The 22,236-nt window shown below is 63.8% G+C and carries 16 protein-coding genes and 1 pseudogene; 10 read left to right on the forward strand and 7 right to left on the reverse strand.

From position 1 onward, the window contains the following. Positions 1-12: 12 nt before the first annotated feature. Entirely contained in the window at positions 13-2,460 is a 2,448-nt protein-coding gene (locus ACP2YP_RS36130; RefSeq protein WP_426421071.1) for a penicillin acylase family protein, read from the reverse strand. A gap of 45 nt (positions 2,461-2,505) precedes the next feature. Continuing rightward, positions 2,506-4,008 (reverse strand): glycerol kinase GlpK, encoded by a 1,503-nt coding sequence (gene glpK / locus ACP2YP_RS36135; RefSeq protein WP_426421072.1) that lies wholly within the window; start codon positions 4,006-4,008, stop codon positions 2,506-2,508. Between the two features lie 350 nt (positions 4,009-4,358). On the opposite strand from glpK, the gene ACP2YP_RS36140 reads away from it, so the two are divergent. Both ACP2YP_RS36140 and ACP2YP_RS36145 read left to right on the forward strand, forming a co-directional pair. Continuing rightward, positions 4,359-5,717 (forward strand): MBOAT family O-acyltransferase, encoded by a 1,359-nt coding sequence (locus tag ACP2YP_RS36140; protein ID WP_426421073.1) that lies wholly within the window; start codon positions 4,359-4,361, stop codon positions 5,715-5,717. Between the two features lie 2 nt (positions 5,718-5,719). Then, a complete protein-coding gene (locus ACP2YP_RS36145; protein WP_426421074.1) occupies positions 5,720-6,601 on the forward strand; it encodes a hypothetical protein in 882 nt (293 codons plus the stop codon). Between the two features lie 81 nt (positions 6,602-6,682). Here ACP2YP_RS36145 and pimD read toward each other — a convergent pair whose 3' ends face one another. The 5 genes and pseudogenes from pimD to ACP2YP_RS36170 all read right to left on the reverse strand — a co-directional run bounded on the left by pimD (position 6,683) and on the right by ACP2YP_RS36170 (position 13,359). Further along, entirely contained in the window at positions 6,683-7,825 is a 1,143-nt protein-coding gene (gene pimD / locus ACP2YP_RS36150) for a pimeloyl-CoA dehydrogenase small subunit (RefSeq protein ID WP_426421075.1), read from the reverse strand. A 133-nt stretch (positions 7,826-7,958) separates the two neighbouring features. Then, entirely contained in the window at positions 7,959-9,149 is a 1,191-nt protein-coding gene (gene pimC / locus ACP2YP_RS36155; protein ID WP_426421076.1) for a pimeloyl-CoA dehydrogenase large subunit, read from the reverse strand. 16 nt (positions 9,150-9,165) lie between these two features. Beyond that, a pseudogene (locus ACP2YP_RS36160) lies at positions 9,166-9,288 on the reverse strand (acetyl-CoA C-acyltransferase); the annotation flags it as partial. A gap of 74 nt (positions 9,289-9,362) precedes the next feature. Further along, the gene (gene pimA, locus ACP2YP_RS36165; protein ID WP_426421077.1) at positions 9,363-11,039 is read right to left on the reverse strand and encodes a dicarboxylate--CoA ligase PimA; all 1,677 of its coding nucleotides are present in this window, start codon (positions 11,037-11,039) and stop codon (positions 9,363-9,365) included. 223 nt (positions 11,040-11,262) lie between these two features. Then, positions 11,263-13,359, reverse strand: a complete 2,097-nt coding sequence (locus ACP2YP_RS36170; RefSeq protein ID WP_426421078.1) for a 3-hydroxyacyl-CoA dehydrogenase NAD-binding domain-containing protein — start codon at positions 13,357-13,359, stop codon at positions 11,263-11,265. 129 nt (positions 13,360-13,488) lie between these two features. Between ACP2YP_RS36170 and ACP2YP_RS36175 the strand changes: the two genes are divergently transcribed. The 8 genes from ACP2YP_RS36175 (at position 13,489) to ACP2YP_RS36210 (ending at position 22,142) form a co-directional block, all read left to right on the forward strand. Further along, a complete protein-coding gene (locus tag ACP2YP_RS36175) occupies positions 13,489-14,355 on the forward strand; it encodes an IclR family transcriptional regulator (RefSeq protein ID WP_426421079.1) in 867 nt (288 codons plus the stop codon). A 66-nt stretch (positions 14,356-14,421) separates the two neighbouring features. Beyond that, positions 14,422-15,219 (forward strand): ABC transporter ATP-binding protein, encoded by a 798-nt coding sequence (locus ACP2YP_RS36180; RefSeq protein WP_426421080.1) that lies wholly within the window; start codon positions 14,422-14,424, stop codon positions 15,217-15,219. After that, entirely contained in the window at positions 15,216-15,929 is a 714-nt protein-coding gene (locus tag ACP2YP_RS36185; protein ID WP_045002467.1) for an ABC transporter ATP-binding protein, read from the forward strand. The genes ACP2YP_RS36180 and ACP2YP_RS36185 overlap by 4 nt, the downstream gene beginning before the upstream one ends. A 254-nt stretch (positions 15,930-16,183) precedes the next feature. Then, positions 16,184-17,062 (forward strand): branched-chain amino acid ABC transporter permease, encoded by an 879-nt coding sequence (locus ACP2YP_RS36190; RefSeq protein WP_426421081.1) that lies wholly within the window; start codon positions 16,184-16,186, stop codon positions 17,060-17,062. Between the two features lie 2 nt (positions 17,063-17,064). Next, positions 17,065-18,081 (forward strand): branched-chain amino acid ABC transporter permease, encoded by a 1,017-nt coding sequence (locus ACP2YP_RS36195; RefSeq protein ID WP_426421082.1) that lies wholly within the window; start codon positions 17,065-17,067, stop codon positions 18,079-18,081. 29 nt (positions 18,082-18,110) lie between these two features. Continuing rightward, on the forward strand, positions 18,111-19,340 hold the full coding sequence (locus ACP2YP_RS36200) for an ABC transporter substrate-binding protein (protein WP_426421083.1): 1,230 nt from the start codon (positions 18,111-18,113) through the stop codon (positions 19,338-19,340). A gap of 120 nt (positions 19,341-19,460) precedes the next feature. Continuing rightward, positions 19,461-20,687, forward strand: a complete 1,227-nt coding sequence (locus ACP2YP_RS36205; protein ID WP_426421084.1) for an ABC transporter substrate-binding protein — start codon at positions 19,461-19,463, stop codon at positions 20,685-20,687. 225 nt (positions 20,688-20,912) lie between these two features. Beyond that, complete coding sequence (locus ACP2YP_RS36210) at positions 20,913-22,142, forward strand: ABC transporter substrate-binding protein (protein ID WP_426421085.1); 1,230 nt, start codon at positions 20,913-20,915, stop codon at positions 22,140-22,142. Positions 22,143-22,236: the final 94 nt, after the last annotated feature.

Raw genomic sequence — 22,236 nt, forward strand, 5'->3', positions numbered from 1 at the left:
GATACGCACCACTCACCGCGGCGTCAGCGTGATCGCTTCCGCGGTCGCGGCTTCCACAGCGGGGAGGCTGTAGAGCAGCGGCACATACTGGCCGGTGGCCCAGAGCGGGGCGAGGTCGCGGTAGTGGCCGCTGAAGGGATCGCCGGATTGGCCGGGCGTGTTGATGGTGCGGCTTGCATCCCAATTGCCGACGTCGAGCACCATGCGGAACGAGGCGCCCGAGAGCAGCCGATAGTCGGCGCGGCGATAGGTGGCGGCGCGCGGCACGTTGGCGGCGCCGCCATAGGCGAGCGGGCCGACCGACAATTGCGCTGATGTCGCCTTGTCGGCAAGCGGCATCAGCGCGTGATCGAATTTGGCGACATGCAGGCGGCCCCAGCGCCAGGTGGACGGATCAGGACCGAGCTTGCTGGCGACATCGGCGACGGCCGCACCGAGGCTATCGCGCAAAATCCGGTCGCGCCCGGCTGCGGGATCGGCGCCGAAAGACGCATCCGGCGATTCCAGCGCCGCGACGAGCGCCGAGACGCTGGAGGCCTCGGGTGCGATCAAATCGGCGGCCTTGGGCGCGGTGGTCTTCAGCAACACCGGGCCGAGATGATTGGCGATCCAGACTTCGAACACGGCCGCCGCGGCGCTGTCGGCGGCGTCACGCGCATCCCATGGCTTGAGCAGATCGAGGCCCTGCTTCACGTTGGCGTCGTCGGACGTGAGCGGCTGCAACAGCTTGACCAGCCGGCGTCCCAGCATGGTGGTGTCGTCGTTCTGCAGATCCATGGCGTCGGCGAGCGTCACCTTGGTGTTGGCCGCGAGCACCTCGGTGATGCGCTGCCAGCGCGCGCTGTCGGACCATTCGAAACCGACCCTGCGCTCGTTGACCGGATAATCCGGCGGCAGGTTCATGTGGTTCGCCGTGGCGAAAAAGCCCTGCTTCGGCTGATAGGCCTTCGGCAGCTCGTCGAGCGACAAAAATCCCTGCCATTCATAGCGGCCGTCGCCGGGCACCGGCATCAGGCCGTCGAAATTGACGCGGCGCGGCGTCTTGCCGGCTGCGACCCAGCCGATATTGCCCTTGGTGTCGGCATAGACCTGGTTCTCCGACGGCGCGCCCCAGCGCCGCATGGCGCCGAGGAAGCCGTTCCAGTCCTTCGCGGTCATGTAGTCCGACGAGCCGAAATAGGCCGAGGTGCCCGGCTCGAACCAGATCGAGCGCACGGCGAAGGCGCGCTTGTTGGCGTCGTCGACGAAGATGACGGGCCCGTGGCGGGTGAATTTCAGCTCGAGGTCGCGATTCTCCTCGCCCTTCACCTGCTCGGTCTCGTGGACGATGCGCATGTCCTCCCAGCCATTGCCGTAGCGATACTGGTTGGGATTTTGCGGATTGAGCTCGTAGACGTAGAGGTCTTCCTGGTCGACGTTGAAAATGGTCAGGCCGAAGGCGATGGTGCCGTTATGGCCGATCGAAATGCCGGGCAGCGCCGGCTCGCCGGCGCCGATCACGGAGAGGCCGGGCGCATTGAGCCCGACGATGTAGCGCAGCGACGGCACGCTGTGCTCGCGATGCGGATCGTTGGCGAGGATCGGACGGCCGGTCGCGGTGCGCGAGGCCGCGATCACCCAATTGTTGGAGCCGATGGTGTCGCGCTGCTGGTCGGCCTCGGTGAGGAACTTGTCGGGATCGTGCGCGAGCGCGGCCTTCTGGTCCTTTGGCGCAGCAAAAGCCACGGGGCGCGTCGCGAGATCATAGGGCGCGAGCACGGCCTTGGGCACGCTGCAGGGATCGAGTCCGTCCGGGACCTTCGTCGTCCACGCCGGCTCGAGCTTCACACGAAACCGATCCGCATCGAGGCCGGCCGCGCAGGCGACCAGCGAGCGCTTCACCTCGGAGGCGACATTGCGTGTCAACCCATGGCTGCGGATGCGGACAACGTCGTCCGCGACCCAGGGATCCGGCGTGGTGCCGGCGATCCTGAACTCGATCGGCAGCGGACGCTTGCCCGCACGCACGTCGGCGACATAGGCGTTGATGCCGGCAACGAAGGCCTCCGCATAGGTCTTCGCCTTGGGGCCGTAGGCCGCCCACTCCGCAGTCATGTCGCCGCGATAGAGAAACAGCCGCAGCGCCTTGTCCTGCTCGGCATAGGCCGGACCGAAATCCCTGGCGAGCAGGCCGAGGCCGCGCTTGCGCCAGAGATCGATCTGCCAGAGCCGGTCGCGCGCGGCATTGAACCCTTGCAGGAAGAACAGGTCGTGCTCGTTACCGGCATAGATGTGCGGGATGCCCCAGACATCGACCAGTATCCGGGCGGGGGCGTTGAGTCCGGCGACATCCATTTTGGTTTGCCGCGCGCTGCCGAGCGGGTTCGCCTTGTCGCGCGCGATGGCTGGCGAGGCAAGCAGCGCGGCAGAGATCGCTACGCCGCAGAGCTTCTGGATGACCCGGTTGAAATCCGTGTTCATTGTTGGTCCTCTCTTTGTTGTTGTTTGGGGCGCGATGTGCGCCCGCTATTCCCCTTCGTCGCTCGCCAGCACGCCCTTCACCGCGCGTGCCCAGCCGGCGAGCTTCCGCTCCCTTGTCGCCTGGCTCATGTTCGGCTTGAAGCGGTGCTCGAGGCGCCAATTGTCGGCGAATTTCGTCGGCTCGGGATAGACCCCGGCGTTGAGGCCGGCGAGATAGGCGGCACCGAGCGCAGTGGTCTCCTGGATCACGGGGCGGTCGACCGGCGCGTCGAGGAGATCAGCAAGGCGCTGCATGGTCCAGTCCGACGCGGTCATGCCGCCGTCGACGCGGAGCACGACGCTCGCGATTTCCGAGCTCGGCCAGTCCGCGCGCATCGCGGCCCAGAGATCAAACGTCTGGTAACAGACGCTTTCGAGTGCGGCGTGGGCAAGCTCGGCCGGGCCGGTGTTGCGGGTGAGGCCGAACAGCGCGCCGCGGACGCGCGGATTCCAGTAGGGCGCGCCCATGCCGACGAAGGCCGGGACCAGATAGACGCTCTGCATGGAGTCGGACTGGTCCGCAAGAGGTCCGGTTTCGGCGGCATGCTTGATGATGCCGAGGCCGTCGCGCAGCCATTGCACCGCAGAGCCTGCGACGAAGATCGAGCCTTCGAGCGCGTAGGTGCGTTTGCGGTCGAGCTGGTAGGCGATGGTGGTGAGCAGCTTATTCTTCGACACCACAGGCGTGGTGCCGGTGTTGAGAAGCGCAAAACAACCGGTGCCGTAGGTCGATTTCATCATGCCCGGACGGAAGCAGGCTTGTCCGATGGTCGCGGCCTGCTGGTCGCCGGCGATGCCTGATATCGCGATGGCGCCGCCGAACAGGTCCGGTGTGGTCTCGCCGAATCGGGCAGACGAGTCCTTCACCTCGGGCAGCATCGAGCGCGGCACGCCGATGATCTCCAGCAGCTCGTCGTCCCACTGGCCGGTGTGGATATTGAACAGCAGCGTGCGCGAGGCGTTGGTGGCGTCGGTGGCGTGCACCTTGCCGCCGGTGAGGCGCCAGAGCAAATAGCAATCGACGGTGCCGAACATCAGCTCGCCGCGGGCGGCACGCGCCCGCGCGCCGGGGACATGGTCGAGGATCCAGGCGACCTTGGTGCCGGAGAAATAGGGATCGATGATCAGGCCGGTCTTCTGCGAGATCGTGGGCTCACGGCCTTCGTGCTTGAGCTTCGCGCAGACCTCCGCGGTGCGGCGGTCCTGCCAGACGATGGCGCGGTGCACGGCCTGGCCCGTCGCGCGATCCCACACCACGGTGGTCTCGCGCTGGTTGGTGATGCCGATCGCGGCGATGTCCTTGGCCGTGATGCCGGCGCGCTGGATCGCGTCGCGGCAGACCATCACGGTCGAGGTCCAGATGTCCTCCGGCTCGTGCTCGACCCAGCCCGAGGCCGGAAAATGCTGCGGAAACTCCTGCTGCGCGCGGGCGGCAATCGAGATGTCGCTGCGAAACACGATCGCGCGCGAGGACGTGGTGCCCTGGTCGATGGCAAGGACGAAAGACATGGAAGCTTACCCTGGCGCTTTCTTGACGTGTTCTCGGCGTGTCCCCGGGAGGGGTCATTCCGTCGCGCCAAAAGGAGCGGATTAAGACGACAAGGTCAAGGTGGCTTGCGGGCCGCTGCCCCTTCCTTCTCCCCTTGTGGGAGAAGGTGGCGCGGAAGCGCCGGATGAGGGGTTCTGTCCGCGCCTTCGCTAAAAGTTGGACACGCGGATAGAACCCCTCACCCGTCTCGCCGCTATGCGGCGAGCCACCCTCTCCCACAGGGGGAGAGGGGAAGAAAGCAGACTCGGCCGCAAGACTAGGACGGCGGGAGCGAAGATGATACATGCCGGACCGGACAATCCGGGGCGGCATGACATTCACTTCCCTTCAGTTCGGCGTCTTTGTTGCGGTGGTGTTTGGCGCCTATTATTTGCCGCCGCTGCGCCGCTTCCAGGTTCAGCTGCTGGTGCTCGCAAGCCTGGTGTTCTATGGCTCCGGCCAGCCTGCCCTGCTGCCGATGCTGCTGCTCGCCGTGCTCGGGACCTATCTCTGCCTGGTGTTGGCGTTCGACAACCGCGCGGTCTGGATGCCGGCCGGCATCGTCTTCAATCTCGCGCTGCTGGCGTTCTTCAAATACAAGCTGCTGTTCATCGACTTAGGCACGGTTCACCCGACCGGCGTCGCGCCGCTGGATGTGTTGCTGCGATTGCCGCTGCCGATCGGCATCTCGTTCTTCGTGTTCCACAATATCAGCCTGCTGGTCGATTTGACGCGGGAGAAGCGGCCGCCGCCACTGCGGGACGTGTTCCTTTACATCATCTTCTTCCCGCAGCTGGTGTCCGGGCCGATCACCCGCGCGGGCCAGTTCATGCCGCAGATCGCGCCGAAGCGGCTCGCCGACGTCGATCTCGTCGAGGCCGCAAAATGGGTCCTGACCGGCTTCTTCTTCAAGCTCTACGTCGCGAACAATCTCAACGAGATGACGTCCTACATGGACTATCCGCTCTACGAGACGGTGGCGACGCCGGACCGCTGGCTGCTCGTGTTCCTGTACAGCTACCAGATCTATGCCGATTTCTTCGGCTATTCGGCGATCGCGCTCGGCCTTGGGCTGCTGTTCGGCTACCGCCTGCCCGTCAACTTCAACCTGCCCTACATCTCGGTCTCGTTCTCCGAGTTCTGGATCCGCTGGCACATCTCGCTGTCCACCTGGCTCAGGACCTATCTCTACATCCCGCTCGGTGGCAACAGGAAGGGGCCGGCCCGGACCTGCCTCAATCTGATGATCGTGATGACGCTCGGCGGGCTCTGGCATGGCGCGAGCCTGAGCTACGCGTTGTGGGGCATGCTGCATGGCCTGCTGCTGGTCGTTGAGCGGCCGTTTCTGAAACTGCTCGGCGAAGCCGGGCCTGTGGTGCGGGTCGTCCGCATGGGCGTGGTGTTTTTCTGCGTGACGATGCTGTGGATCTTCTTCAAGCTGCCGAACTTCGATCACGCGCTCGGCTATCTCTCAGGCATGTTCTCGCCGACCGACAATCCCAATCCGACCAAGCTGTTTCGCAACATGGCGCTGCTCTACGCCCTGCCCGTGCTGATCCAACACCTCGGCATCGGCGCGCTTCTCGCGGGCAAATTGCGGCGATGGGAGCCGTATCTCTATGGCGCGCTGGCGGCGATGGCCTGGCTCGAGGCCGGACCCGACGCCGCCTTCATCTATTTCCAGTTCTGACCATGCAGCACTCGTCCGGGTTTTCATGGCTGATCAAATGCGCTGGTGTCGCGGTGGCGCTGCTGCTGGCCTGCGGCCTTGCCACTGCGCGATTCGGCGCAGCACTGCAGCAGCCGACCGTCACGACCCGCGACGGCACCATCATCACGCTCAACCGCTATGTCGGAGAGCCCGTGCCTGATCTCGTGCTGGTCGGCAGCTCGGTCGCCTGGCGTCTTAAGGAGGAATATTTCTCGCAGCCCCGCGTCCGCAATCTCGCGCTGGCCGGCGGCTCGCCGGTGACCAGCCTCGCCATCGTCGCGAAGCAGAAGAGCCTGCCGAAGATTGTCCTGATCGAGACCAATGTTCTCACGCGCCTGCCCGACGACGCGCTGATCGCCAAATTCTCGGGTGGCGCGCGCACCGAAGCGCTGTTCCTGCGCCCGGTACGAACGGCGGTCGCCGCCTACGAGACGTGGAATCACACGCCGCCGAACGCTGCGGACGCGCGCGCCGAGCGGGATCGCCTGCTCGGCGAACCGCCGAGCCCATTCGACAACAAGGTCTATCTCGATCGTGCCGTGCAACAGATGAATGACGACGACCCCACTGGTCCGGCGCGGGTGAATGTAGCGCGCATCAAAGAGCTCATCGACGACATCGAGCGGCGGGGATCACGCGCCGTCCTGCTCGAGATTCCGTTTGCGGCGGAGATCGAGGACTCGCGCATGGTCAGGATGAGCAAGGCGATCGTCCACGCGGCCTTTCCGGATCGCGGACGCTGGCTGCCGATCAATCCGCCGGTGAGCGAACTGCGCTGGGCCGACGGCGTGCATCTCGACGAACGATCGGCCCTGCTCGTCGTGCGTGCGATCGAAGGCGCGCTGGCCGCGCACGGCCGGTAGCAGCTCTAGAACCGAGAAGCCGCGGCGTACTGGATCCCCCGCTTTCGCGGGGGACGACAGTCTTCGTGTGGTCAGATCAACTTAGATCAACCCACCCGCGTCCGCGACGCGGCGCTGGTGGTAGTCGGTGTCGCCAAAGGTGTTCTCGATCATGGTCAGGCGCTTGAAGTAGTGGCCGATCTTGGCCTCCATGGTCATGCCGATGCCGCCGTGGAGCTGGATCGACTGCTGGCCGACGAACTTCAGCGACTTGCCGATCTGCACCTTGGCGGCTGCGATGGCGTTGGCGCGCTCCTTGGCGTCCGTGAAATCGCTCGCCATGGTCGCGAACATCGACATCGAGCGGGCCTGCTCGGTGGCGACGAACATGTCGGAGGCGCGGTGCTGCAGCGACTGGAACGAGCCGATCGCGACGCCAAATTGTTTTCGCGTCTTGATGTACTCGACCGTGGTCTTGAGCGATTCATCCATCAAGCCGACAGCTTCGGCGCAGAGCGCGACGCGGGCTTCGTCCACCACGCGCTCGATCAGCGCGAGCGAGTCATCGGGGTTGCCGATCGCGGCGTCAGCGCCGACTTCGACACCGGTGAAGGTGATGTCTGCGGCGTGCAGGCCGTCCTGGGTCGGGTACGACTTCTTCGCCACGCCCCTGGCGCTTGCCGGCACCAGGAACACGCCGATGCCGGTCGTATCGCGGCGGTCGCCCCTGGTGCGCGCGGTGACGATGAGGGTGTCGGCGTTCTCGCCGTTGAGCACGACGAATTTTTCGCCGTCGATCACCCAGCCGTCACCCTTCTTCTTCGCCGTCGTGGCGACGTCGAACAGATCGTAGCGCGAGTTCTTTTCGAGCTGGGCAAACGCCAGCGTCTTGCTGCCGTCGACGATCCCCGGCACATGCGCGGCCTTCTGCGCATCGGTGCCGGCGTGACGCAGGAAGCCGCCGCCGATCACGACTGTCGCGAGATAAGGCTCGAGCACCAGCGCCTTGCCGAGCGCTTCCATCACGATCATGGTCTCGACGCCGCCGCCGCCGAAGCCGCCATCGGCCTCCGCGAAAGGCAGACCGAGCAGACCCTGCTCGGCGAGCTTGCCCCAGACGGCCTGGCTCCAGCCGCCCTTCTCCTTCATGTACTTCTTGCGGCTCTCGAAATCGTAGGAATCGGTCAGCAGGCCGTCGATGCTGTCCTTCAGGAGCCGCTGCTCCTCGGTCAAATCAAAATCCATGTTCTTTGCTTCCTCGTACCCGGAATTATCTGGTTTCGTCATCCCGGGGCGCGCATCGCGCGAGCCCGGGATCCATACTCTCGGTCGTGGTTATGGATTCCGGGCTCGCGCGGCGCGCGCCCCGAAATGACGCCTAGAGTCCCAGCACCGCCTTGGCGATGATGTTGCGCTGGATCTCGTTGGAGCCGCCGTAGATCGAGACCTTGCGGTTGTTGAAGTAGCTCGGCGCGATCTGGGCGGTCCAGTCCATGGCTTCGTTGGAGCCGTCGTCGCCGTGCACGTCATAAGGAGCCGCGAACGGGCCGATCACTTCCATGAGCAACTCGGTGGTGGTCTGCTGGATCTCGGAGCCCTTGATCTTCAGCACCGAGGAGGCCGGATTGGGCTTGCCCTTGCCGTGCTTGCCTTCGTCGGCGACGACGCGGAGCTGGGTCAGCTCGAGCGCCTTCAGCTCGATCTCGCAGGCGGCCAGCTTCTCGCGGAACGCTGCGTCCTGGATGATCGGCTTGCCGCCGGACTCGACCTTTGAGGCGAGATCGCGGATGCGCCGCAGCCGCTCCTTGGAAACGCCGACACGGGCAATGCCGGTGCGCTCATTGCCGAGCAGGAATTTTGCGTAATCCCAGCCCTTGTTCTCCTCGCCGATCAGGTTTTCGTAGGGCACCTCGACGTCGTCGAAGAACACTTCGTTGACCTCGACGCCGCCGTCGATGGTCTGGATCGGGCGCACGGTGACGCCCTTCGACTTCATCGGGAACACGATGAAGGAGATGCCCATCTGCTTCTTGGCGTTGTTGTCGGTGCGGCAGAGGCAGAAGATCATGTCGGCGTGCTGGGCCAGCGTCGTCCAGGTCTTCTGGCCGTTGATGATCCACTTGTCGCCCTTGCGCTCGGCTTTTGTCTTCAGCGAGGCGAGGTCGGAGCCGGAGCCGGGCTCCGAAAAGCCCTGGCACCACCAATCGTCGACGTTGGCGATGCGCGGCAGATACTTCTTCTTCTGCTCCTCATTGCCGAAGGTGTAGATCACGGGGCCGACCATGCTGACGCCGAAGGCGAGCGGTTGTGGCGCCGGATAGGACTGCAGCTCCTCGTTGAAGATGTAGTGCTGCACGGAGGTCCAGCCGGTGCCGCCATACTGCGTCGGCCAGTGGCTGGTGCCCCAGCCCTTCTTGTTGAGGATGCGCCACCACGTCACCATCTCGTCCTTCGAGAGATGACGGCCCTCGACCAGCTTGCGCCGCGTATCCGGCGGCACATTGTCGCGGAAGAATGACCGCACTTCCTCGCGAAACGCCTGCTCTTCCCTAGTGAATGCGAGATCCATCGGATCCTCCTGTAAATTACTGCAACACCTCGAAAAGTCCCGCCGCGCCCATGCCGCCGCCGACGCACATGGTAACGACCGCGTATTTCGCCTTGCGGCGGCGGCCTTCGATCAAGGCATGGCCGAGCAGCGTGGCGCCCTCGGTGGCATTGAGCGCGCCGCGATAGGCCTTGCCGATCGGCGTGCGGGCGGTGGAAACGATGACGGCGTCGGTCAAGAGCGACCTCCTGGTTGCGTGGATTGTGATGGTTTCTGCCGCTGGCGCAGTTCGTGGCGCGACAGCTTGCCGACCGGCGTGCGCGGCAGATCGTCGACGAACTCGACCGCCGCCGGCAATTCGTGCTTGCCGACCTTGCCGGCAAGCTGCGCGCGCAGCTCGTCGAGCGAGAACGGTTTTGCGCCCGGCTTCAGCTTGATGAAGGCTTTTGCGGCCTCGCCGCGATACTGGTCGGGAATGCCGAGCACGATCACCTCGTGCACGCCTGTTACGGTGTAGATCGCCTGCTCGATCATCTGCGGATAGACGTTGAAGCCGCCGGAGATGATCATGTCCTTCTTGCGATCGACCAGGAAGAAATAGCCGTCGGTGTCGACATAGCCGATGTCGCCGGTCAGGAAGCGGCCGTCGGAGAAATACTCCGCGGATTCCTTCTGCTTGTTCCAGTAACCCTTGGTGACGTTTGGGCCCTTGATGCGGATCTCGCCGACCTCGCCCGGCGACAGCACGTTTGCGGGATCGTCCAGCGAGACGACGTCGAGCTCGATGCCGGGCAGCATCAGGCCGATCGAGCCGGGCTTGTCGGGACCGACCGGCGGATGGCCGGTGCCGGGCGAACAGGTCTCGGTCATGCCCCAGCCGCTCTTGAGCTTCTTGCCGACCTTGCGCTCGAAGAAGCTCGCGACCTCGACCGGCAGCGGCGCGCCGCCGGAGCCGATCGCATTGAGCGAGGAGAAGTCGCGCTTGTCGAGATTGGGGAGTGCTGCGATCGCGATCCACATCGTCGGCACGCCCGGGAAATAGGTGGCGCGCTTGACTTCGATGTCGCGCATCACGGCCTCGACATCGAAGCGCTGGTGAAGCGAGATCAGATTGCCGCGCCGGAGCGAGGACAGCAGCACGACGGTGAGCGCATAGATGTGGAACAGCGGCAGCACGCAGATCACGCGCTCGACGACGTCGCCGCGCGCGGCGCGTCCCGGCTTGCCCCAGACGTCGTAGATCGACACCGCGGAGGTGAGATTGCCGTGCGTGAGCATAGCGCCCTTGGGCAGGCCGGTGGTGCCGCCGGTATATTGCAGCAGCGCGACGTCATCGATCGCAACGGCAGGCCACTCTGCCGGCAGCGGCGCGCCCTCGACGAAGGCCTTGAAGGTGACGATGCGGGGATCATCCGGGATCGCCGCCTGCGGCGTGCCGACCTTGCCCCAAGTGTCGTCCTCGCAGACGACGAGGCGATCGATCAGCCCCTTCTCCAGGAATTTCAGCGCGGTCGGCAGCAATGCCTGGAGGTTCGAGGTGACTAGCAACCGCGAGCCGGAATCCGAGACCTTGTGCGTCAGCGCGATCTCGCCGTCGAGCGGCGAGAGATGCGCGACGCGGCTGCCTGCCTTCAGCGCGCCGAAGAAATTGACGGGATGATCGGGGGTATTGCCGAGGAACAGCGCGACGGAGGTGTTCTTGCCGCAGCCGGCGCGCAGGAACGCGGCCGCCGCGCGCTCGGCCATGGCCGCGAGCTCGGCATAAGTGATCGGACGATCGCGAAATTCCAGCGCGGTCCGCAGGCCATAATTCGCGGCAGCCGCCGAGAGCAGGTCAGGCAGCGTGCCCTGGACGATGGCGTCGTCCCAATGCACGCCCTCGGGGTAAAACTGTTCGCCGGGATGGGTCATTTACGGTCGATACTCTGCAAGACAGTCGTGACGGGGTCGTGTGAGGTGAGCACGGACGGATGGGCTCCCCTCCCCCTTGCGGGGAGGGGTTGGGGAAGGGGGTAGCCACGAACGCCGACTTCTCCCGGGGCTACCCCCCTCCCTGACCCTCCCCCGCAAGGGGGGAGGGAACGGAGAGAGCGTGCCTGGGAGGAAGAATTGGCGGTCACAGCGCCCTAGCCTATCACGCCGCCTTCGACTCGGCCGCCAGCGACGCGAACGTCTTGCCTTCGGCTGCGAGCTTCTTCAGCAGCGGGGCGGGCTCGAGGCTCGGGTCGTTGGTCTCCTTGGCGTAGAAGGCGAGACGGTCGGCGATGTGCTTGAGGCCGACGGTGTCGGCCCAGAACATCGGGCCGCCGCGATAGATCGGCCAGCCGTAGCCGTAGAGCCAGACCACGTCGATGTCCGAGGGACGCGCCGCGATGCCCTCTTCGAGGATCTTCGCGCCCTCGTTGATCATCGGATACATCATGCGCTCGAGGATCTCGTCGTCGCTGACGACGCGCTTCTTGCGGCCCAAGCGCAGCAGTGTCTCGTCGATCAGCTTCTCGACCTCCGGATCGGGCATCGGCGCGCGGGAGCCGGCTTCATATTTGTAGTAGCCCTTGCCGGTCTTCTGGCCGAAGCGGCCGGCTTCGCACAGCGCGTCCGCGATCTCCGACTTGATGCCGCGGTCCTTGCGCGAGCGCCAGCCGATGTCGAGGCCGGCGAGATCGCCCATTGCGAACGGCCCCATCGGCATGCCGAACTTGGTCACGACAGCGTCGACCTGCTGCGGCAGAGCACCTTCGAACAAGAGCTTTTCCGACTGCTTGCCACGCTGCGCCAGCATGCGGTTGCCGACAAAGCCATCGCAGACGCCGACCACGGCCGGCACCTTTGCGATCTTGCGCGCGATGGTCACGGCAGTCACCAGCGCATCCGGCGCAGTCTTGTCGGCGCGCACGATCTCGCACAGCTTCATGACATTGGCCGGCGAGAAGAAGTGCATGCCAAGCACGTCCTGCGGACGCTTGGTCGCCTTCGCGATCTCGTCGATGTTGAGATAGGAGGTGTTGGAGGCGAGCACCGCGCCCGGCTTGACATACTGGTCGAGCTTGCCGAACACTTCCTGCTTGACCGCCATGGTCTCGAACACGGCCTCGATGACGAGGTCGGCGTCGCCGACATTCTCGATGCCGACCACGCCGTTGATCAGCGCCATGCGCTTGGCGGGCGCGTCAGCCGGGATGCCGCCGCGCGCGGCGGTCGCTTCCCAATTCTTCTGCATGATGCCCATGCCGCGCTTGAGCTGCTCCTCGCCGGTCTCGATCAGGGTGACGGGGATGCCCGCATTGGCAAAGGACATCGCGATGCCGCCGCCCATGGTGCCGGCGCCGAGAATGGCAACACGGTTAACCGGACGCGACTTGGTGCCCTCAGGCACGCCCGCGATCTTGGCGGCTTCGCGCTCGGCGAAGAAGGCATAGCGCTGCGCCTTGGACTGGTCGCTGGCGACGAGCTTGAGGAAGCCTTCGCGCTCCTTCTTCAAACCTTCGTCGAACGGCAGGTCGATCGCCGCACCGACGGCGTCGGCCGCCGCGAACGGCGCTTCCAGGCCGCGCGACTTCTTGGTCATGGCGGCAACCGCATTGGTGAAGATCGAGCGGTCGGCCTTGGCGGCCGCGATCTTGGAATCGTCGTCGCGCAGGCGGCGCAGCGGACGCTTCTCGGCGACGAGCTTGCGGACGAAGAGTTCAGCACCCAAGGTCGGGCCTTCGACGATCTCCTCGATCAGGCCGTTCTTCAGCGCTTCCGACGCACCAATCGGATCACCGCCGACGATCATCTTGACCGCGAGCTCTGGGCCAACCGCACGCGGCAGGCGCTGGGTGCCACCGGCACCCGGCAACAGGCCGAGCTTCACCTCGGGCAGGCCGAGCTTTGCCTCTTTGACGGCGACGCGGAAATGACAGGCGAGCGCGACCTCGAGGCCGCCGCCGAGTGCGGTGCCGTGGATCGCGGCAACCACCGGCTTCGGCGAATTCTCGATCTCAGACAGCACGTCATTGAGCGCCGGAGGCTTCGGCGGCTTGCCGAATTCGGTGATGTCGGCGCCGGCAATGAAGGTGCGGCCGGCGCAGGTCAGCACGATGCCCTTGATGGCGGGATCGGCGACCGCCGCCTTGATGCACTCCAGAATGCCACCGCGGACGGCGGCGCTCAGCGCATTGACCGGAGGGCTATTGACCGTGACGATCCCGACTTCGTCATGACGCTCAAGCTTGACCACTTCGCTCACGGTTTCCCTCCTTGGTGGGGATTTACTTTTGTTCGATTTCGCAGTGCGGAATTTAATTCCGCATCTTGACGGCAGGGTTATTTTGAAGCACGTGGCTTGTCAACGACTCCGCGCAAGAGCAGATCAGGGATGAAGCGTACAGCAAAGAAGACCGCGGCCGATCGGAATTTCGTCGTCGCGCTTTCCCGCGGACTGGATGTATTGCGCGCATTCCAACCCAATGATGGCCTTCTCGGCAATCAGGAGATTGCGGCCCGCACCAATCTGCCGAAGCCGACCGTGTCCCGGCTGACCTACACGCTGACCAAGCTCGGCTATCTTGCGCCGGTTCCCCGGTTCGAAAAGTACCAACTCACGCCCGCCGCGATGTCGCTTGGCTACGCCGCGCTGGCCAATCTCGGCGTTCGGCATTTGTCCGAGCCGTTCCGCGAGGAAATGATGCGCGCGACCGGCGGCGCGGTCGCCGTCGGCGGCCGCGACCGTCATAGCATGATCTATTTCGGGCAGAGCCGCGGCAGCGAGACGGTTGGCGTTCAACTTGACGTCGGCTCTCGCGTGCCGATTGCAACCAGCGCGATGGGCCGCGCCTATTTCTGGGCGCTCGACGACGAGAACCGCGCTGAAGTCACGCGCATCCTGCGCGAACATTACGGCAGCCGCTGGCCCAAGATGCGCGACGGACTGGAACGTTCGGGCGAGACCGTCGCAAAATACGGTTTCGCGATGTCCGTCGGCGATTGGCACGACGACATCGGCGCCGCTGGCGTCGCGCTCAAGCTCAACGACGGAACCGGACCTTACGCCTTCAATTGCGGTGCACCTGCATTCCGCTTCACGGAAGAGCGCTTGATCAACGACATTGGACCGCGACTGCTTGCGATGGTAAGGAACATCGAAGCGGCACTTGGGGGTCTGATGCCGCAATCCAAAAAAGAAGTCAGCAAAAAGCTGAAATCAGGAGGAAAAGTTGCACGTGTGGCCGAGGGGTTCAGATAGCCTTTGTCATCATCGGGAGCGGTTCGCATCGCCCCGTCGCCCACGGAATAGCGTGGGCGAGACGACATGACGCAGGCACAGCTCGCGCAGGGGACATCGCCCCTGCTCGCGGTTCGCGACGTCAGCGTCGTGTTCGGCGGCATCGTCGCGCTCAACGGCGTGTCCTTCGACATGCGCAAGGGCCAGATCCTCGGACTGATCGGCCCTAATGGCGCCGGCAAGACCACGCTCTTCAACTGCCTCTCCCGCCTCTACCAGCCGTCGTCCGGCGACATCCTGATGGAGGGCGCGAGCATTTTGACGCGGCCGCCGCATAGGATCGCCGAGATCGGCATCGGCCGCACCTTCCAGAACGTGGCGCTGTTTCCGAACCTCTCGGTGATGGACAATGTCCGCGTCGGCACGCACGCCCGCACCTCCAGCGACATCATCAGCGACTCGCTGCGGCTGGCCTGGATTCGCCGCAGCGAAACCAGCGTGAACAAGAAGGTGCACGAGATCCTCGCCTATCTCGACCTCGAGGACGTCGCCCACACCACCGTCTCCGGCCTGCCCTTCGGCACCCAGAAGCGCGTCGAGCTGGCACGGGCTCTGGCTGCGGACCCGAAAATCCTGCTGCTCGACGAGCCCGCCGGCGGCCTCAACCACGAAGAGGTCCACGTCCTCGGCGACCTCATCCGCAAAATCCGGGATGAACGCCACATGACGGTGCTGCTGGTCGAGCACCACATGGGCCTCGTGATGTCGATCGCCGACCACGTCGTCGCGCTGAATTTCGGCAAGAAGCTCGCGGAAGGCACGCCCGCCCAGGTGCAGGCGGACCCCGACGTCATCAAGGCCTATCTCGGGAGCAAGGACCAATGACGACGCTGCTCAACGTCAAGGACCTGCGCGCCTATTACGGCCAGGTCCAGGCGCTCCACGGCCTCTCTTTCTCGCTCAGCGAGGGCTCGCTGACGACGCTGCTCGGCGCCAATGGCGCCGGCAAGACCACGACGCTGCGCGCGATCTGCAACATGGTGCGCTCCACCGGCGGCATCGAGTTCGACGGCAAGCCGCTGAACAACCGCTCCACCGAAAGCATCGTCCGGTTCGGCATCGCCCATGTGCCGCAGGGCCGCGGCACCTTCACCACCATGACGGTGGAGGAGAATCTCCAGTTAGGGGCCATCACCCGCAAGGACAATGCCGGCATCGTCTCCGACATCGAGCGCATGTATGCGCATTTCCCGGTGCTGAAGCAGCGCCATACCCAGCAGGCCGGCACGCTTTCCGGCGGCGAGCAGCAGATGCTCGCGGTCGCCCGCGCGCTGATGCTGCGGCCGCGGCTGATGCTGCTCGACGAGCCCTCCTTCGGCCTCGCGCCGCTCGTCGTGCGCGACCTGTTCGGCATTCTCGGCAAGATCAACCGCGAGGACAAGGTGTCGATCCTGGTGGTCGAGCAGAACGCCCAGCTCGCGCTCGAGCTCGCCGACCAGGCCTATGTGATCGAGACCGGCCGCATCGTGATGTCGGGCAATGCCAAGGACATCGCGAACAACGAAGAAATCCGCAAATCCTATCTGGGTTACTGAGGTGGGATGATGGCAACGAACAATCCGCGCGCTCCGTTCACCTCTCCCCATCGGGGAGAGGTCGATTTGCGCAGCAAATCGGGTGAGGGGCCGCAGCTCCACCGTGAGACCCTAACCCCTCACCCGCGCCTGAGCCTGTCGTCGGGCGCGCCTTCGGCGCGACCCGTTGGGCGCGACCTCTCCCAATGGGAGAGGTGGACCGTCAATGCCGCCGCAGTTCAACCCGAATTCGGCATGATTTAGGAGCCGGGACAATGGAACTGTTTACCAACCAGGTCCTGGCCGGGATTGCCACGGGCGCCATCTACGCCTGCATGGCGCTCGCGGTGGTCATGATCTACCAGGCCATCGACCATCTCAACTTCGCGCAGGGCGAGATGGCGATGTTCTCGACCTTCATCTCCTGGCAGCTGATGCAATGGGGCGTGCCCTATTGGGCCGCGTTCGTGATCACGCTGGCGCTCTCCTTCGTCGGCGGCATCGCGATCGAGCGCATCCTGTTCAAGCCGCTGGCGAAAGCGCCTGTTCTGACCAATGTCGCCGGCTTCATCGCGCTGTTTGCGATCATCAACTCCTCGGCCGGCCTGATCTGGGACTTCACCATCAAGCAATATCCGACCCCGTTCGGCTCCTCGCCGTTCCTCGGCAGTCAGCTGATCTCGACCCACCAGGCCGGCATGATCGGCGTCACCGTGCTGCTGCTGCTCGGTCTCTATTTCTTCTTCCAGTACACCCGGATCGGCCTTGCCATGCGCGCGGCCGCGTCGGTGCCTGAATCGGCGCGGCTGGTCGGCATCAACACCTCCTGGATGATCGCGCTCGGCTGGGGCATGGCGACCGCGATCGGCGCGATCGCCGGCATGCTGATTGCCCCTGTCGTGTTCCTCGAGCCCAACATGATGGGCGGGGTGCTGATCTACGGCTTCGCCGCAGCCGTGCTCGGCGGGCTGACCAGCCCGTTCGGCGCCGTGGTCGGCGGCTTCCTGGTCGGCATCTTCGAGAATCTCGCCGGCACCTACATCCCCGGCGTCGGCAACGAGCTGAAACTCCCGATCGCGCTCGCGCTGATCATCTCCGTCCTGGTCGTCAAACCCGCTGGTCTGTTCGGCCGGCAAATCGTCAAGCGAGTTTGATCATGAGCGCAGTTGAAGACGTCGTCACCGAAGCCCCAGCGGTCGAGGCCGTTCCAAAGCGGGCCATGACGCTGGGCACCGGCACCTCGCTGGTGGTGCTGTTGCTTCTGATCGCCGTTCCGCTGTTCGCGAAGAACTTCGTGATCTTCCAGCTGACCCAGTTGCTGTATCTGGGCCTCGCCGTACTGGCGCTGAACATCCTGACCGGCGGCTCCGGCCAATTCTCGCTCGGCCAGAGCGCGTTCTACGGCATCGGCGCCTACGTCACCGCGGTGATGATGGAGCAGTTCAACATCCCGTACTTCCTCTGCCTGCCGGTCGCGGGCGTGGTTTGCTTCGGTGCGGGCTTCCTGTTCGGCCAGCCGGCGCTGCGGCTCTCCGGCGTCTACCTGGCGCTCGCGACCTTCGCGCTCGCCACCGCGATGCCGCAGCTCCTGAAGCTGAACTTCCTCGAAAAATGGACCGGCGGCGTGCAGGGCCTGGTCGTCACCAAGCCGGATGCGCCGTTCGGCCTGCCGATGTCGCAGGACATGTGGCTGTATTATTTCACGCTCGTCGTCGTGCTCGCGATCTACATCTTCTCGGTGAACCTGTTGCGCTCCCGCTCGGGCCGCGCCTTCATGGCGATCCGCGACAACGAGATCGCGGCCTCGGCCATGGGCGTCAATGTTGCACTGTACAAGACGCTCGCCTTCGGCGTCTCCGCCGCCATCACCGGCGTCGCCGGCGGCTTGAGCGCCATCGCGGTGCAGTTCGTCGCGCCCGACAGCTTCACCATCACGCTCGCGATCCAGCTGTTCCTCGGCATGGTCGTCGGCGGCGTCGGCTGGCTGCCCGGCTCGATCGTCGGCGCCGCCTTCATCATCTTCGTGCCGAACATCGCGGAGGGCATCTCCAAGGGCCTCTCCGGCGCCGTGTTCGGCGTGCTCCTGTTCCTGGTCATCTACCTCGTGCCGCACGGCGCGAGGCAAGTCGCAATCCTGGGCCAGCAACTCGCCGGACGGCTCAGGAAAAACTGAAACTGTTCAATTAAGCAAGGAGACTAAATTTGTTTTTCGGAAGAACACTGCGAACCACCGCACTCGTATCGGCGGTCGCGACCCTCACCTCCGGCGCAGCACTCGCCCAAAAGAAATACGACACCGGCGCGTCCGACACCGAGATCAAGATCGGCAACATCATGCCGTACAGCGGCCCGGCGTCGGCCTATGGCATCATCGGCAAGACCGAAGAAGCCTATTTCAAGATGATCAACGACAAGGGCGGCATCAACGGCCGCAAGATCAACTTCGTCACCTATGACGACGGCTATTCGCCGCCGAAAGCGGTCGAGCAGGTCCGCAAGCTGGTCGAGAGCGACGAGGTGCTCGCCGTGTTCAACCCGCTCGGCACGCCCTCGAATTCCGCCATCCAGAAGTACCTCAACGCCAAGAAGATCCCGCAGCTGTTCGTCGCCACCGGCGCCACCAAGTGGAACGACCCGAAGAACTTCCCCTGGACCATGGGCTGGCAGCCCTCCTACCAGAGCGAAGCGCAGATCTACGCGAAATGGCTGATGAAGGAAAAGCCCGGCGCCAAGGTCGCGATCCTCTATCAGAACGACGATTTCGGCAAAGACTACCTCAAGGGCACCAAGGACGGTCTCGGTGCCAAGGCCTCCTCGGCCATCATCATGGAGGAGAGCTATGAAGTGTCCGAGCCGTCGATCGACGGTCACATCGTCAAGATCAAGGCCGCCAATCCCGACGTGCTGCTGATCTATGCGACGCCGAAGTTCGCGGCCCAGACCATCAAGAAGACGGCCGAGCTCAACTGGAAGCCGCTCCAGATCCTCACCAACGTCTCGATCTCGGTCGGCAGCGTGATGAAGCCGGCCGGCTTCGAGGCCTCGCAGAACGTGCTGTCGGCGGCCTATGCCAAGGACTCCACGGACCCGCAATGGGCCAACGACCCCGGCATGAAGAGGTGGAACGAGTTCGTCGACAAGTACATGCCGGGCGCCGACAAGTCCGACACCAGCATGGTCTACGGCTACGGCGCAGCGTCGACATTGGCCAAGGTACTGGAGATGTGCGGTGACGATCTCACCCGCACCAACCTGATGAAGCAGGCGGCGAGCCTGAAGGATTTTGTCCCGGACACCATGTTGCCCGGCGTCAAGCTCAATACCAGCGCCACCGACTTTGCCCCGATCGCGCAGCTCCAGATGCAGCGCTTCAAGGGCGAGAGATGGGAACTTTTCGGCGAAATCATCAGCGGCGACATCGCCTCCGAGTGACAAGCTGACGCAATAGTCCAACCATAAAGAAGCCCCCGCGATCGGTCGCGGGGGCTTTTTGTTGACGTCGTGCATCAATCTTGTTCAATGCGACGCCGATCCAGGTGGGGTGGGAGAGCAATGACTGCCGTTCGATTTCAGGTTGCGGTGATTTCGGCCGCATTCGCGTTGTGCACTGCGATGAGCAATCCCGCGCTGGCACAGAAGTCCTACGACACCGGCGCCTCCGATACCGAGATCAAAATCGGCAACATCATGCCCTATAGCGGCCCGGCCTCGGCCTACGCCGCGATCGGCAAGGCCGAGGAGGCCTATTTCGACAAGGTCAATGCCGAGGGCGGCGTCAACGGCCGCAAGATCAAGTTCATCTCATATGACGATGCTTACTCGCCGCCGAAGACGGTGGAACAGGCGCGCAAGCTGGTCGAGAGCGACAACGTGCTGCTGATCTTCGGCTCGCTCGGCACCTCCACTAACGGCGCCATCCGCAAATACATGAACGAGAAGAAGGTGCCGCAATTGTTCGTGGCGAGCGGCGCCTCGAAGTGGAACGATCCCAAGCAATATCCCTGGACCATGGGCTGGCAGCCGAGCTACGCGAGCGAGGCCAAGATCTACGCCAAGTACATCATGAAGGAGAAGCCCGACGCGAAGATCGGCGTGCTCTTCCAGAACGACGATTTCGGCAAGGACTATCTGAAGGGGCTGAAGGACGGGCTCGGCGCCAAGGCCGCGATGATCGTGCTCGAGGAGCCCTACGACACCTCGGAGCCAGCGGTCGATGAGCACATCGTGAAGCTGAAGGCCTCGGGCGCCGACGTCTTCATCAGCATCACCACGCCGAAATTCGCGGCGCAAGCGATCAAGAAGGCGGCCGAGATCAACTGGCATCCGATGCACATCATCTCCAACGTCTCGGCGTCCGTCGGCGGCGTGATCGAGCCGGCCGGCTTCGAGATCTCGCAAGGCATCCTGTCGGCGAGCTACCTCAAGGACGGCTCTGACCCGCAATGGAACGCCGATGACGGCATGAAGAGGTTCTACGACTTCCTCGCGGAGTTCGATCCGAAGGCCAACAAGCTCGAAGCCGGCGTGGTGTTCGGCTATGCCGCGGCCCAGACCATGACGAAAGTGCTGCAGATGTGCGGCGACAACCTCACCCGCGACAACATCATGAAGCAGGCGGCGAGCTTGAGGGACTTTCAGCCGGACACGCTGCTGCCCGGCATCAAGATCAGCACCGCAGCCGACAATTTCGCGCCGATCGAGCAGCTCCAGATGATGCGGTTCAAGGGCAAGTCGTGGGAATTGTTCGGCGACATCATCTCGAGCGACCTCGGCCACTGATCGCAACTCAGAATAGCCCGACTGCCATCAGGCAACTCAGACGGTCTCGCCTTCTCGCAGTTGCACAGGCATCCCTGACTACTAAAGACGCAGCCCCTGCGACGCTGTCGCGGGGGCTTTCTGTTGAAGGGTCCAGGTAAATCGTATTGAATTGCGGCCGCGCCGCCAAAAACAATCAGGGCAAGAAAAGGAGCGCGCACACACCAGGAGAATAGGGAGATAGGAATGTCCGCTGTCACCGGCAAGCTTGCGGCCGCCTCACTGGCGCTCGCGCTCATTGCGGCCTCGACCTCCATCGCCTCGGCCCAGAAGAAATACGATACCGGCGCGACCGATACCGAGATCAAGATCGGCAACATCATGCCCTACAGCGGACCGGCCTCCGCCTACGGCGTCATCGGGCGGACCGAGGCCGCCTATTTCAAGAAGATCAACGACGAAGGCGGCATCAACGGCCGCAAGATCAACTACATCTCCTATGACGATGCCTACTCGCCACCGAAGACGGTCGAACAGGCCCGCAAGCTCGTCGAGAGCGACGAAGTGCTGCTGATCTTCAACTCGCTCGGCACGCCGCCGAACTCCGCGATTCAGAAATACATGAACTCGAAGAAGGTGCCGCAGCTCTTCGTCGCCACCGGCGCCACCAAGTGGAACGACCCGCAAAACTTCCCCTGGACGATGGGCTGGCAACCCAACTACCAGAGCGAATCGCAGATCTACGCCAAATACATGCTGAAGAACCATCCGGATGCGAAGATCGCTGTGCTCTATCAAAACGACGACTACGGCAAGGACTATCTCAAGGGCTTTAAGGACGGACTTGGCGCCAAGAACGCCTCGATGATCGTGATCGAGGAAAGCTATGAAGTTTCCGAACCGACGATCGATTCCCACATCGTCAAGATGAAGTCGACCGGCGCCGACGTGTTCTTCAACATCACCACGCCGAAATTCGCGGCCCAGGCGATCAAGAAGGTCGCCGAGATCGGATGGAAGCCGCTGCATTTCCTCAACAACGTGTCGGCATCGATCGGCAGCGTGATCAAGCCGGCGGGTTTCGAGAACGCGCAGGGCATCATCTCCTCCCAATATTTCAAGGACCCTACTGATCCGCAATGGAAGAACGACGCGAGCATGAAGGCCTGGAACGAATTCCTGGACAAATATTATCCCGAGGCGAACCGGGCCGATGCCTCGGTCATGTACGGCTACATCGTCTCGCAGGGGCTGGTGCAGGTGTTGAAGGCTTGCGGCGACGATCTCACCCGCGCGAACGTCATGAAGCAGGCCGCGAGCTTGAGGGATTTCGAACCCGGCGGACTGCTTCCGGGAGTCAAGGTTAACACCAGTCCAACCGACTTCGCGCCCCTCTCGCAGTTGCAGCTGGAACGGTTCAAGGGCGAGACTTGGGAACTGTTCGGTGACGTCATCAGCGGCGATGTCGGCGGCTGAAGCCTCCCCCAAATGACTACTAAAGAAGCAGCCCCTGCGACGCCGTCGCAGGGGCTTTCTGTTGAAGACGTCATACAAATCGTATTGAATTGCG

Source organism: Bradyrhizobium genosp. A (assembly GCF_049949275.1).
In the GTDB taxonomy this organism is placed as follows: domain Bacteria; phylum Pseudomonadota; class Alphaproteobacteria; order Rhizobiales; family Xanthobacteraceae; genus Bradyrhizobium.

Coding starts and splice junctions, on each gene's coding strand:
- ACP2YP_RS36175 (WP_426421079.1), top strand. CDS start 13,489: ATGAAGCGTACAGCAAAGAAGACCGCGGCCGATCGGAATTTCGTCGTC.
- ACP2YP_RS36140 (WP_426421073.1), top strand. CDS start 4,359: ATGACATTCACTTCCCTTCAGTTCGGCGTCTTTGTTGCGGTGGTGTTT.
- ACP2YP_RS36180 (WP_426421080.1), top strand. CDS start 14,422: ATGACGCAGGCACAGCTCGCGCAGGGGACATCGCCCCTGCTCGCGGTT.
- pimD (WP_426421075.1), bottom strand. CDS start 7,825: ATGGATTTTGATTTGACCGAGGAGCAGCGGCTCCTGAAGGACAGCATC.
- pimA (WP_426421077.1), bottom strand. CDS start 11,039: ATGACCCATCCCGGCGAACAGTTTTACCCCGAGGGCGTGCATTGGGAC.
- ACP2YP_RS36195 (WP_426421082.1), top strand. CDS start 17,065: ATGAGCGCAGTTGAAGACGTCGTCACCGAAGCCCCAGCGGTCGAGGCC.
- ACP2YP_RS36145 (WP_426421074.1), top strand. CDS start 5,720: ATGCAGCACTCGTCCGGGTTTTCATGGCTGATCAAATGCGCTGGTGTC.
- ACP2YP_RS36210 (WP_426421085.1), top strand. CDS start 20,913: ATGTCCGCTGTCACCGGCAAGCTTGCGGCCGCCTCACTGGCGCTCGCG.
- ACP2YP_RS36205 (WP_426421084.1), top strand. CDS start 19,461: ATGACTGCCGTTCGATTTCAGGTTGCGGTGATTTCGGCCGCATTCGCG.
- ACP2YP_RS36185 (WP_045002467.1), top strand. CDS start 15,216: ATGACGACGCTGCTCAACGTCAAGGACCTGCGCGCCTATTACGGCCAG.
- ACP2YP_RS36190 (WP_426421081.1), top strand. CDS start 16,184: ATGGAACTGTTTACCAACCAGGTCCTGGCCGGGATTGCCACGGGCGCC.
- pimC (WP_426421076.1), bottom strand. CDS start 9,149: ATGGATCTCGCATTCACTAGGGAAGAGCAGGCGTTTCGCGAGGAAGTG.
- glpK (WP_426421072.1), bottom strand. CDS start 4,008: ATGTCTTTCGTCCTTGCCATCGACCAGGGCACCACGTCCTCGCGCGCG.
- ACP2YP_RS36130 (WP_426421071.1), bottom strand. CDS start 2,460: ATGAACACGGATTTCAACCGGGTCATCCAGAAGCTCTGCGGCGTAGCG.